This window comes from Sarcina ventriculi (assembly GCF_900456775.1).
GTDB classification, from domain to species: domain Bacteria; phylum Bacillota; class Clostridia; order Clostridiales; family Clostridiaceae; genus Sarcina; species Sarcina ventriculi.
In genome coordinates this window covers 61,963-75,350 of record NZ_UAUL01000007.1, presented here as the reverse complement: position 1 = coordinate 75,350, position 13,388 = coordinate 61,963, and the positions used below count along the sequence as shown (strand labels likewise).

At 27.3% G+C, this 13,388-nt stretch carries 12 protein-coding genes; 10 read left to right on the top strand and 2 right to left on the bottom strand.

Annotation, left to right across the window (positions count from 1 at the left end; translation table 11 throughout):
• Positions 1–110: 110 nt before the first annotated feature.
• On the bottom strand, positions 111–584 hold the full coding sequence (gene ispF / locus DR020_RS04480) for a 2-C-methyl-D-erythritol 2,4-cyclodiphosphate synthase (protein ID WP_055260034.1): 474 nt from the start codon (positions 582–584) through the stop codon (positions 111–113).
• Positions 585–699: 115 nt separating this feature from the next.
• On the opposite strand from ispF, the gene DR020_RS04475 reads away from it, so the two are divergent.
• Genes DR020_RS04475 through rluF form a run of 3 tightly spaced genes read left to right on the top strand, consistent with a single transcriptional unit; the run spans position 700 to position 3,098 of the window.
• Positions 700–1,266: a class D sortase gene (locus DR020_RS04475; protein ID WP_112365383.1), complete on the top strand. Its 567-nt coding sequence runs from the start codon at positions 700–702 to the stop codon at positions 1,264–1,266.
• Between the two features lie 29 nt (positions 1,267–1,295).
• Positions 1,296–2,312: an anti-sigma factor domain-containing protein gene (locus tag DR020_RS04470; protein ID WP_112365382.1), complete on the top strand. Its 1,017-nt coding sequence runs from the start codon at positions 1,296–1,298 to the stop codon at positions 2,310–2,312.
• Between the two features lie 21 nt (positions 2,313–2,333).
• Positions 2,334–3,098 (top strand): 23S rRNA pseudouridine(2604) synthase RluF, encoded by a 765-nt coding sequence (gene rluF, locus DR020_RS04465; RefSeq protein ID WP_112365381.1) that lies wholly within the window; start codon positions 2,334–2,336, stop codon positions 3,096–3,098.
• Between the two features lie 42 nt (positions 3,099–3,140).
• Here rluF and DR020_RS04460 read toward each other — a convergent pair whose 3' ends face one another.
• On the bottom strand, positions 3,141–4,094 hold the full coding sequence (locus DR020_RS04460; protein ID WP_055260038.1) for an alpha/beta hydrolase: 954 nt from the start codon (positions 4,092–4,094) through the stop codon (positions 3,141–3,143).
• A 277-nt stretch (positions 4,095–4,371) separates the two neighbouring features.
• Here DR020_RS04460 and DR020_RS04455 point away from each other — a divergent pair, with 277 nt between their 5' ends.
• The 7 genes from DR020_RS04455 (at position 4,372) to DR020_RS04425 (ending at position 13,335) form a co-directional block, all read left to right on the top strand.
• A complete protein-coding gene (locus DR020_RS04455) occupies positions 4,372–5,826 on the top strand; it encodes a tagaturonate reductase (protein ID WP_112365380.1) in 1,455 nt (484 codons plus the stop codon).
• 80 nt (positions 5,827–5,906) lie between these two features.
• Positions 5,907–7,394 (top strand): UxaA family hydrolase, encoded by a 1,488-nt coding sequence (locus DR020_RS04450; RefSeq protein WP_112365379.1) that lies wholly within the window; start codon positions 5,907–5,909, stop codon positions 7,392–7,394.
• A 117-nt stretch (positions 7,395–7,511) separates the two neighbouring features.
• Positions 7,512–8,912 (top strand): glucuronate isomerase, encoded by a 1,401-nt coding sequence (gene uxaC / locus DR020_RS04445; protein ID WP_112365378.1) that lies wholly within the window; start codon positions 7,512–7,514, stop codon positions 8,910–8,912.
• Between the two features lie 300 nt (positions 8,913–9,212).
• Positions 9,213–10,220, top strand: a complete 1,008-nt coding sequence (locus DR020_RS04440) for a LacI family DNA-binding transcriptional regulator (RefSeq protein WP_055260042.1) — start codon at positions 9,213–9,215, stop codon at positions 10,218–10,220.
• Between the two features lie 287 nt (positions 10,221–10,507).
• Positions 10,508–11,158 carry a bifunctional 2-keto-4-hydroxyglutarate aldolase/2-keto-3-deoxy-6-phosphogluconate aldolase gene (locus DR020_RS04435; RefSeq protein ID WP_055260043.1) on the top strand — a complete coding sequence of 217 codons (651 nt, stop codon included), beginning with the start codon at positions 10,508–10,510 and terminating at the stop codon, positions 11,156–11,158.
• Between the two features lie 13 nt (positions 11,159–11,171).
• Positions 11,172–12,191: a sugar kinase gene (locus DR020_RS04430; protein WP_055260044.1), complete on the top strand. Its 1,020-nt coding sequence runs from the start codon at positions 11,172–11,174 to the stop codon at positions 12,189–12,191.
• Between the two features lie 76 nt (positions 12,192–12,267).
• Positions 12,268–13,335, top strand: coding sequence for a mannose-1-phosphate guanylyltransferase (locus tag DR020_RS04425; protein ID WP_112365377.1), 1,068 nt, complete (start codon positions 12,268–12,270; stop codon positions 13,333–13,335).
• The last annotated feature ends 53 nt before the right edge of the window (positions 13,336–13,388 follow it).

Genomic DNA, 13,388 nt, shown 5'->3' with positions numbered 1-13,388 from the left:
TTGTATCAAATGTTTGATATAATCCCTTTTTTATTTTAAGATAATGTGCTAAAAAGTAAAAATTTTTTACTTTGCAATATATTATTTTAATATTAAAGGTTAAGAAATTATTATTTTTTTAGTAAAAGACAGATACTTTGTGAAGAAATACCTTCTTTTTTACCAGTAAACCCTAAACCCTCTTCTGTTGTTGCTTTTACATTTATTTGATTCATATCTATATTAAGAGCGTTTGATATATTCTCTCTCATGGTGGTTATGTGAGGCGCCATTTTAGGTGCTTGTGCAATAATTGTAGAATCTATGTTTAATATTTCAAAGTTATTTTTTTTAAGTAATTCACCTACATAAGTTAATAGCTTTATGCTACTTATTCCTTTATACTTTTGGTCAGTATCTGGAAAATGCTTACCTATGTCTCCTAGGGCAGCTGCACCTAAAAGACTATCCATAATTGCATGAAGTAAGACATCAGCATCTGAATGCCCTAAAAGCCCTTTGTCATAAGGAATATTAACGCCGCCAATTATTAAATCTCTATTTTCTGTAAGTTTATGAACATCATAGCCCATTCCTATTCTCAAAAAAATCACCTCTTTTAAAATTTTACATTATTTCAATTTTCAAGAACTTAATATAAATGTATAATATAAATATATAATATTAATTTAATTTTAGAAAGGGAGAATTTTATGTTTTATGTATAAATTAAAAAACGTGATTGGCATTATTTTTATGGGTATAGGTATTTTGTTAATTTCAGTTACTATTTTTATGAAATATGATACTTATAAAAGACAACAGGATAGTTTAGAAAGTTTTAAAAATTTAAATTCTTATGATGAAGATGATGAGCAAGTTGAGATAGAGAATAATGTGGATAAGCCTATGGCAGTTTTAAATATACCAAAAATAAATTTGGAGATAGCTGTAGTTGAGGGGGTAGAAAAAGAAAATATAAAATATCTTGTGGGGCATTTTAAAGATAGTGTTATGCCAGGTGAGGTGGGTAATTTATGTATTGCAGGGCACAGAACGTCTAATTATGGTCAACCATTTAAAGAAATAGATAAATTGGAAAATGGAGATGAAATTATATTTACTTATAAAAATAAAGAATATATATATTTAGTAAATTCAAGTTTTGTAGTCACTCCAGATGAAACTTATATATTAGATAATACTGAAAATGAATCTATTGTAACAATAGTTACTTGTACATTAGACAGCAAGAATAGGTTGATAATAAGAGGAAGATTGAAATAACAAAGGGTTAAATGGGGGATTAAATATTTATGGATACACAAAGTATAGATTTTATGAGAGACAAATATATTTTTTCAAAGGAAAGACATATAAGAAAGGTTAGAAAAAATATTTCTAAAGAGCGTATACGCCTTTTTATAAATGAACTAAAAAAATATAAAATATCATTGCTTAAATTAAGTAGAAAAGAAATTAATCAAAGAGATAGAAATTTATTGTTAAATATAGCTTTATATATTTATGAGGATGATAGAATGTTAAAATTAATAAGAAAGAATAAAACTTTACCTTTTAACAAACTATCCAAACAAACCAACATAAATATGGATTTTTTAATAAAGTGGAGGGGTTATATATTAGCTTATGTTATATTAGCTTCGGATGATAAATATGTAGACATTTATGATTATCTTGATGTAAACTTTAAAGAGTTAGAAAATAATAATACTAGAAGAACTTATGTAGACATTGATATATATAGAGGTGTTGTTCTTGAAGTGTATAAAAATAGTGCTGTAATATTAACAAGTTCAGGTGAATTTATTAATATAAATAAAAGAAATGAGATTATAGGTGCTGATATATGCGGGAGAAGAAAGTTAGGACTTAAACCATATAAAAAATTAATAATTTGCATTTCTTTATTATGTTTTATAGTGGGGGCTTTAGGTTTTTATTCTTATGGGAGAGAAAAGTCTACAATAGTAATTCAAGGGACATCACGAATAAAGTTTACAGTAAATAGTTTTAATAGGATAACTTATGGGTATTCTGCTACGGAAAAAGGAAAGTTGCTTTTAAATGAAGCAAAATGGAAAAATAAAAGTGTAACTTCAGCTCTAGATGATATTTTTAGTTTCATGAGCGAACTCGATATGATTCCTAATAATAGGAAAATTGAAATAATAGTTACAGGAGAGAGTTTAAAAGAATCTAATATAGATAATATTTCTGAATATGTTTCGTGTATAAATAGTGATGGTGATTCAAGTAATGATATAAGAGTGATTATAAATAATTCTGGAAATGAAAAAATATTAAAATAAACTAGAGAAAGGTTTGTTAATATGGATAAATGTTTAGAGAACAAACGAAGAGAAGAAGTAAGATTAAATAAGTATATAAGTGATACAGGCTTTTGCTCAAGAAGAGAGGCTGATAAATTAATTGAAGAAAATAGAGTGAAAGTAGATGGTATTAAAGCTACTATGGGGAGTAAAGTTTTTAGAGGGCAAAAGGTTACAATAGATAATAAAGAATTAAAAGTAGAAAATAAATTAATTTATATAGCATTAAACAAACCAAGAGGAATAACGTGCACTACTGAAAAGAAAATAAAAGGGAATATAGTAGACTTTATAAATCATGAGAAAAGAATATTCCCTATAGGAAGATTAGATAAAGATTCAGAAGGATTGATATTTTTAACTAATGATGGGGATATTGTAAATAAAATATTAAGAGCGGGAAATAATCATGAAAAGGAATATATCGTAACTGTAAATAAAAATATAAATGATAAATTTATAAGAGGAATGGCAAATGGAGTACCTGTTTTAGATACTATAACAAAAAAATGTTATGTTGAGAAATTAGGAAAAAATAAATTTAAAATAGTTTTAACTCAAGGGCTTAATCGACAAATAAGAAGAATGTGTGCGTATTTTGGATATAATGTTATAAAACTTGAAAGAGTAAGAATAATGAATGTAAAATTAGATAATTTGAAGACAGGAAGTTGGAGATATTTGAGTGAAAAAGAATTAAAAGAGATAAATAGGCTTACATCAAATTCTATAAAAACAGAAGAGGCTTCTAAAATAAAAAAATAGGAGATTTTTGATTAAAAATCTCCTATTTTTTTATAAACACTTTTAACTTATATATTTATCTGTGTCGTTTAAAGCATTTTGAATGAAATCAGATATTTTTCTAGAATAAAGTTCTTTGTTGACAATTACGGACTCTGCATGAGCTGCATTATCTACAAGAAAGATTTGTTTAAGACCTTTCGTCTTAGCATTATAAAGTTTTTCACACATATAAGAGGGTACAAAAGTATCCTTGCTTCCATGAATAAATAGTATAGGTATGGATGTGTTTTTTACTATGTTTATAGGACTAACATCTTGAAATCTAAATTTAGCCTTAAATTTTATAATTAAATTTGTAATGTTAAGAGCCAGTAATAATGGGTAGTAAGAAATTTTATTAGCATGACATGATACCTCATATTTCATAAGTTCATATAAGTCACAATAACCACAATCTTCAATTACGAATTTTATGTTGTTATTTAATGGGATGGTTTGAAGAACTGTACTAGCTCCCATTGATTCACCATGTAATCCTAGAATGATATTTTTCCCAAATCTGTGTACTAGATAATTTATCCAAAGATTAACATCTTGTTTTTCAAAATAACCATAAGTAGAATATTTACCTTCACTTTTACCATGCCTTCTTTGATGTATAATAAGTACGTTAAATCCATTATTAAAAAATATATCAAAGTATTTTAAAGATCCAATATATCCAATAGATATTCCATGAACCAAAATTATAAATTTATTTGTATGTTTTTTATTTAGAAGCAACATGGCAGATAATTTTAAATTATCAATAGATGTTATTTCTATATTTTCTTTTTTTAGAGATTTATATAAATCATCATTTATAACTCTTTTTTTTAAGAGAAAATCGTAGCTTTCATTTTCATTTCTTAATTTGCGAGTTATAGAGGATTTAAATATAAATATAGAAAAATATATGACAAATAAAATAAATAGAATTAGAAATATACATAAACATATTTCAAAATAAATCATAAAAAAATCCTCCTTGTATAATATAATAATTATCATTATATTATACTTTAAAAAAATATAGAAACATAGAATAAAAATTTTATATACTTTTATATTTATTAAATTTGAACACGATAACAATAAGATAAAATATGAACTATAAATTATTTTGCAAAATAATTACAAATAGTATTGTTCACGTGTTCAATAGATGGTATAATAAAATAAATTAAGATTTGTTAATACTTAGAAAATTTGTTTTAAATAAAAAATAAGTTTTAATATTAGGGGGATTTTTATGAGATTAAATAAAGAATTATTTCAAAGCTATAAAACTTACCCAGAAAAAATTGTACAATTTGGAGAAGGAAATTTTTTAAGAGGTTTTGTTGATTGGCAAGTTCAAAAGATGAATGAAAGAGCGGATTTTAATGGTAGTGTTGTAGTTGTACAACCATTAGAGAATGGAATGGTACAAATGTTAAACAATCAAGATTGTTTATACACATTATATTTACAAGGAATGAAAAAAGGTGAAGCTGTTAGAGAGCATGAGGTAATAAATAGTATAAGTAGGGGCTTAAATCCTTACAAAGAGTATGAGCAATATTTAAAGATAGCTGAACAATCTGAAATAAGATTTGTCATATCAAACACAACTGAGGCTGGTATTGCGTTTGATGAAAACGATAAATTGGAAGATAAACCTCAAAATACTTATCCAGCAAAGTTAACAGCTTTCTTATATCATAGGTTTAAATTTTTTAATGGAAATAAGGAAAAGGGATTAATAATTATCCCATGTGAGCTTATAGATAGAAATGGCGAAAAACTTAAAGAGATGGTTTATAAGTATGTTGATCTTTGGAATTTGGAAAGTGAATTTATAAACTGGCTTGATGAGGCAAATATATTTTGTTGTAGTTTAGTTGATAGAATAGTTCCTGGATATCCAAGGGATAATATTTCTAAAATAACAGAGGAATTAGGTTATGAGGATAATCTTGTAGATGTTGGTGAGCAGTTTTATCTTTGGATAATAGAAGGACCTAAGGAAATAGAAAGAGAATTTCCAGTGGAAAAAGCTGGATTGAATATAAAATTTGTTGATGATATGACGCCTTATAGAACTAGAAAAGTTAGGATTTTAAATGGAGCGCACACATCTTTAGTTCCAGTTGCTTATCTTTGTGGATTAGATACTGTTAAAGATTCGGTTGAAGATAATTTAGTTGGTCAATATTTAAGAGAAATAATATTTGATGAAATTATTCCAACATTAGATTTACCAGAAGATGAATTAAAAGAATTTGCAAATGATGTTTTAGAAAGATTTAGAAATCCGTTTATAAAGCATTATTTAATGAGTATAGCATTAAATTCTATGTCAAAGTTTGAAACAAGAGATTTGCCATCATTATTAGAGTATCTAGATAGAAAAGGAACTCTTCCTAATAAGTTATGTTTTTCTTTAGCTGCATTAATAGAATTTTACAAAGGTAAAAGAGGAGATGAAGACATTGCTCTAAAAGATGGACAAGATGTTTTAGGATTTTATGAATCTTTATGGAGTAAATATGATGGAAATGATAATAGCTTAAGAGATATAGTTATAAATGTTTTAGGATATAAAACAATTTGGAAAAGGGATTTAAATGAAATACCAGGATTAACAGATAAAGTTTCTGATTATTTGATAGATATTGAAAACTTAGGAATTAAAAATGCTGTAAGAAAAGTAATGAATAAATAGAAAGGAGTGCAAGGGTAATTTAATTATAGTAATTAAAAATTGTACTGGGTTTTAAAATTATTGATATCCTTGCTAATGTTATGGAAAGTATCATTAAAATAAATGAAAATGACAATGTATGTGTAACATTAGAAGATTTAAAGAAGGGGGATATTATTGATGTTAGTGGTAGAAAAATATTAATAAAAGATGATATAAAGACGGGGCATAAGGTAGCTATAAAAAGTATTAAGAGCAATGAAAATGTGATAAAGTATGGTTTCCCAATTGGGCATGTATTTTTGGATGTTGAGGAAGGAAGTCATGTGCATACACATAATTTAAGAACTAATTTAACAGGGGTTAGGGATTATAGTTTTGACCCTAAATTAATAGTAAATAATATAAAAAATGAGAATTTAACTTTTAAAGGGTATAAAAGAGAAAATGGAGAGGTTGGTATAAGAAATGAAATTTGGATAGTGCCAACTGTTGGTTGTGTAAATGGTATAGCCGATAAAATAATGGAGAGATTCAAAAAAGAAGTTGGAGAACTAAAGATAGATAACACTTTAGTTTTAAAACATAACTATGGATGTTCTCAGTTAGGTGATGACCATGAAAATACAAGAAATATTCTTAAAGATGCTATTAGGCATCCAAACGCTGGTGGGGTTCTAGTCTTAGGTCTAGGGTGTGAAAATAATAATATGACTGATTTTAAGAAATTAGTTGGAGATATTAATAGTTCTAGAATAAAATTTTTAATTTCTCAAGAGGTTTCAGATGAAATAGAAGAAGGAGTAAAGATTTTAAAAGAAATCTATGAAGTTGTAAAGAATGATGAGAGGGAAGATGTTAAATTATCAGAGCTTAAGATAGGTTTAAAGTGTGGAGGCTCTGATGGATTTTCAGGGATAACTGCTAATCCTCTTTTAGGAAGATTTTCAGATTTTTTAATAGCGCAAGGTGGTACAACTGTTTTAACTGAAGTTCCAGAAATGTTTGGGGCTGAAACAATTCTTATGAATAGATGTAGAGATAAAGAGGTATTTGATAAAACAGTTAATTTAATTAATGATTTTAAGGAATATTTTATTAAATACAATCAACCAGTTTATGAAAATCCATCACCAGGAAATAAAGAAGGTGGAATAACAACTCTTGAGGATAAATCATTAGGATGTACGCAAAAGGCTGGAAGTGAAAAAGTAGTTGGTGTTTTAAATTATGGTGATAGATTAGAGCAAAGAGGATTAAATCTTTTAAGTGCTCCGGGAAATGACTTAGTAGCAGCATCAGCTCTTGCATCATCTGGTTGTCAAATGGTTTTATTTACAACAGGAAGAGGAACTCCGTTTGGAAGTTATGTTCCTACAATGAAAATATCAACTAATTCTAGACTTTATGAGTTTAAAAGAAATTGGATAGATTTTAATGCGGGTGAATTAGTTAAAGGGAAATCTTTTGATGAGGTTTTAAAGGGTTTTATAGATTATATTATAAAAGTTGCAAGTGGAGAATTAGTTAATAATGAAAAAAATGATTTTAGGGAGATAGCTATATTTAAAACAGGAGTTACTTTATAAAACTATAGTATAAAATTAGTGCTGTTCAAAATATAAAAATAGATGAGATAACATGGAATTGTTAGAAGTATAAGAAAAAATGCTAGTAGGCAAGTTCAAATTAGGGGGAATTATATTATGAAAAAATTTATGGATGAGAATTTTTTATTATCAAATGATACAGCAGTTGAGCTTTATCATAAATATGCTAAGGAAATGCCAATAATAGATTATCACTGTCATCTAAATCCACAAGAAATATATGAAAATAAACAATTTAAAAATATAACAGAGGTTTGGTTATATGGAGATCATTATAAATGGAGAGCTATGAGAAGTAACGGTATAGATGAAAGGTTCATGACTGGAGATGCCACAGATTATGAAAAATTCATGGCTTGGGTAAAAACACTTCAAATTGCTATAGGAAATCCACTTTATCATTGGACACATTTAGAGCTTCAAAGATTTTTTGATATTCATGAACCTTTAAATGAAAAAACAGCAGAGAGCATTTGGAATAAGGCAAATGAAATGTTACAAAGAGAAGATTTTAGAGCAAGAGATTTAATAAAAAAATCTAATGTGAAAGCTTTATGTACGACAGATGATCCTGTAGATTCTTTAGAGTATCATATAAAGCTTAAAGAAGATAAAGATTTTGATGTTAAAGTATTGCCAACCTTTAGACCAGATAAAGCTATTAGAATAAATAAAAAAACATTTATTCCTTGGATAAATAAGTTGGGAGAAGTTACTGGAAAAGAAATTCAATCTTATGATGATTTATTAAAGGGTTTAAGAGAAAGAGTTAAATTTTTTCATAGTGTTGGATGCAGAATATCAGATCATGCATTAGATAGTGTATTTTATAAAGAGGCGTCTTATGATGAACTAAATAGAATATTTATAAAGGGATTAAGTGGAGAAGAAGTTTCTAAAGATGAAGAAAAGGCTTATACAACTGGAATTTTAAAATATTTAGGGGAAACTTATTCAGAGTTTGGTTGGACAATGCAATTGCATATTGCTGCAATGAGAGATAACAATACTAGAATGTTTAATAAAAAAGGAGCGGATATAGGTTTTGATTCTATAAATGATGAGGAAATTGCATATCCCCTTTCAAGACTATTAGATTCATTAGAAAGTGAAGATAAGCTTCCCAAAACCATATTATACACTTTAAATCCAAAGGATAATTATGTTATTGGAACTATGCTTGGAAATTTTCAAGGAACTACTGCAAAAGGAAAAATTCAATTCGGCTCAGCATGGTGGTTTGTTGATAACAAACTTGGGATGGAAGAACAAATGTCGACACTTGCTAACTTAGGTCTTTTAAGCAATTTTGTTGGTATGTTAACAGATTCAAGAAGCTTTTTATCATATCCAAGACATGAATATTTTAGAAGAATACTTTGTAATTTAATTGGAACATGGGTTGAGAATGGAGAATTTCCAAATGATATGGAGATATTAGGAAAGATAATTAGTGATATTTCTTATAACAATGCAGAAAATTATTTTAATATGTAAATAAAATAATTTGATTGTTAGGTGTGTTTGTCTTTTAAATAAGAATTAAATTTATTTTTAAATATATATAATAATTTAGTAGAAAATAAACGCTATGGATTTATTAATTTACGGTAAATTCATAGTGTTTTATACAATATGTGTATTTTTTATGTAGTTTGATATGGAAAAATGTGATAACATAAGATAAAACTTAGTTTAAAATATATTAGTATTTGTTAAGAATATATAGATTAATAAAATTAAAAATGTATTTAGCTATTAATTTGTATTACTTAAATAATAGAAAGGTGAAGAAAGATGAGTGTAACTATAAAAGATATAGCTAAATTAGCAAATGTATCACATACGACAGTATCTAGAGCTTTAAATAATAGTTCTTTAATAAATGAAGAAACAAAGAAAAAAATAAAAGAAATAGCAAAAGAACTTAATTACGTTCCAAATTATAATGCAAAGAGTTTAGTTTTGCATAAATCATATACAATAGGTTTGTTTTTTACTAGTATAACTCAAGGAACATCTCCTAATTTTTTCTTTGATGCTATAAAAGGGGTAAACAAATCTATTACAGATCAATACAATTTAGTTGTGAGAGCAATTGATAGTTATAAAGAATTTTCATCAATTAATAATAAAAGATTCGACGGAATAATATTAATGAGTCAAAGTGATGATGATAATGCATTTATATATCATGTTATTGCTCAAGGGATACCATTAGTTATATTAGATAGAGATATAGATATAGAATCAAATAATGTAGTAAATATCTTATCTAATGATAAAGAAGCTGTATTTAATGCAGTAGAATATATAATTGAAAATGGACATAGGGATATTGCGATATTAACAGGAAAAAAGGAATTTAAATCAACAGCAAAAAGAAAAGAAGGCTTTGTTAATGCACTCATAAAAAATAAGGTTCAAATAAATGATGAATATATAGTTTCAGGAAATTATAGTTTAGACGGAGGATATAAAGCTATGCAAAAACTTATAAGTTTAAGCAAACCTCCAACAGCGGTTTTTTGTTCAAATGATGATATGGCAATTGGAGCCATCAAAGCTATAATAGATGCCAATTTAAGTATTCCAGAAGATATATCTATAATTGGATTTGATGATATAAAATTTTCAGCCTATACAACTCCATCTTTAACTACAATAAAGAGAAAAATTGAAAAGATAAGCGAAATAGGTGGAGAAAAAATTTTGGATATGATAGATAAGAAAAACATAGAAAAAGAAAAGATTTTTGTTGAAACTGATTTTATTATTAGAGATTCAGTTTTAGATTTAAAATAGATATTTTAAAATATTGTTTTGAATTTTATAAGATTGCTAGTTTCTAGGATTTATGTTATTTAAATATTAGAAATTTATAGCAATTTTATTTTTAATATAATAAAAGTAATTAATTTTAATAAGAAAAAATTAATAATGTATTAATTCGGTAGTAATATTTTTTTATTACTTGTTCACGTGTGCAAGTAATGATATAATAAAAATAGGAAATATTAAATAGATTTACAAATAAAATGAAAGAAAATGTTTAAATCAACACGAAATAATTTAATTTGGAGGGGAAATTAATGATAGAGAAGATAAGGACATTAAATAAAATTACAGATGTTGGAGTTGTAGCAGTAGTTAGAGCAAATAGTATAGAAGAGGCTGAAAAAATATCAGCAGCTTGTATAGAAGGGGGAATATCAGCGATAGAAGTTACATTTACAGTGCCAGGAGCAGATAAAGTTATAGCTAGTTTAAAAGAAAAGTTTTCAGAGGAAGAATTAGTAGTTGGAGCAGGAACAGTTTTAGATAGTGAAACAGCTAGAATTGCAATTTTAGCAGGTGCTAAGTATATAGTAAGTCCAGGGTTTGATTTAGAAACAGCAAAGCTATGTAATAGATATCAAATTCCATATATGCCAGGTTGTATGACGATTACTGAAATTATAAAAGCTATGGAGGCTGGGGCTGATGTGATAAAAGTATTTCCAGGAAGTGCTTTTGGACCAAGTATAATAAAAGATTTTAAAGCACCTCTTCCACAAGCACCTATTATGCCAACAGGTGGTGTCGATTTAGAAAATGTTGGTCAGTGGATAAAGAATGGTTGTATTGCAGTTGGTGTTGGTGGAAAATTAACAGCTGGAGCTAAAACAGGAAATTATGTTGAAGTAACTAGAATGGCAAAATTATTTGTAGAAAAAGTTAAAGAAGTTAGGAGAAGTTTATAGGAGGAATTTTAAGGTGAAAAAAGTTGTTACAATTGGTGAAGTTTTATTAAGACTATCTCCACCAGGATATGAAAGATTTCTTCAAGCAAGTACATTGGAAATGGCATATGGTGGAGCTGAAGCTAATGTTGCCATAGCACTTGCAAATTGGGGAATTAATTCTTGTTTTGTTACACAATTGCCTAACAATGATATTGGACAATCTGCAATTAATAATTTAAGGAAATATGGTGTAGACACCAGATATATACAAAGAAAAGGAGATAGGATTGGACTTTATTATTTAGAAAAAGGAAATTCAACAAGAACTTCTAATGTAATATATGATAGGGCTAATTCTGCTATGGTAAACGTAAACCCAGATGACTTTGATTTTGAAGAAATATTTAAAGATGCTGATTGGTTTCATGTATCTGGAATAACTTTGGCTTTAGGGGAGAAGTGTATAGCTTTAGTTGAAAAAGCTATAAATGAAGCTAAAAAAAGAAAGATAGGCATAAGTGTAGACTTAAATTATAGGAGTAAACTTTGGACTTTAGAAGAATTTGAGAATGTATTACCAAGATTTTTGGAGGATATAGATGTATGCTTTGGGTGGCTAAGTAGTATTGAGGGAAAACAAAAGGAATATAATGTAGCTAATTTTGCTAAAGATAAGTTAGATGAAGAGATGTTTACCAAGATATTTTCTAAGATGAGAGAAAAATTTCGTATAAAATATGTAGTATCAACTTTAAGAGAAACTTATTCAGCATCGCATAATGCATTATCTGCCATAATTTATGATGGAAATGAGCTTTATAAATCTGCAAGATATGATTTTTCGGTTCATGATAGAGTTGGAGCAGGAGATTCTTTTGCAGCTGGACTTATATATGGATTAGTAAATGGAGAGAATCATAAAGAAGCATTGGAATTTGGAGTTGCAGCAGCTGTTATAAAGCATAGTATAGAGGGAGATGTTGATTTAGTATCAGCAGATGAAGTCTTAGCACTTAAGAATGGAAAAGGTATACAAAGTGTAAACAGATAGTGTATATACTGTATATTTCACAAAGCTTTAAGTTGATACATAAAATAAAGAAAAGTATTGAGTGGAGCTGACAAGTGTGATATATGGGCTTATTTTAGCTGGTGGAAAGGGGACAAGGTTATATCCTCTTTCAAGGCAAAAGGAACCAAAACAATTTTTAAAAATTATAAATAACAAAAGTTTTTTACAAAATACTGTTGATAGATTGAGGCTTTTAGTTGATACAGACAATGTATACATTGTTACAAATAGTGATTATCAAGCTAAGATAAAAGATGAAATTGAACATATAAATGAAAAAAATATATTTACAGAACCATTAAATAAAGAAACTGCGACTTGTATAGGATTATCAGCTGTAAAATTTTTAAAAAAGGATAAAGATGCAATCATGGTAATCTTACCATCTGATCATTATATAGAGGAAAATGATAAGTTTATACAAACGTTAAAACAAGCTGTAGAAATAGCTGACAGAAAAAGAGGAATTGTAACAATAGGGATATCTCCTACTAGACCAGAAACAGGATATGGATATATTGAAATGGGAGAGCGTATAAACGGAAAAATTCCAAGTTATAAAATATCAAGGTTTACAGAAAAGCCTAATATAGAGGTAGCTAAAGATTTTTTGTCTAAGGGAAATTATCTTTGGAATAGTGGAATATTTGTATTTAGGGCAGATATAATATTAAGAGAAATAGAAAAGTATATTCCAAAGATGTATAAATCATTAATGGATATATATGTTCATTTAGGCGAAGAAACTGAAGAAGAAATTATTAGGCAAGAATATAAAATGATAGAAGGCATATCAATAGATTTTGGGATAATGCAAAAAACTAGAAAAGCTTATGTTATAAAAGTGGATTTTTTTTGGGATGATATAGGTAGTTTTTCAGCATTAAGTAGATTTTTAAATCATGAAGAAAGTAATAATATATCTAAAAAAGTTTTTTTAGAAGAATGTAATAATTGTTCTATATTTGGAGGAAAAAGATTAATTGTTGGTCTTGGAATTGATAATTTAGTTATAGTAGATACAGATGGAGTCTTACTTGTTATGGATAAAAATAGAGAGCAAGAAATAAAACAACTTTTAAAGGATATGGAGAAAAACAAAGAATTAGAAGGGTATTTGTAATATTTAAGCTATAACTCAATTTTAGAGTTATAGCTTATTTTTGTAGCGGATTT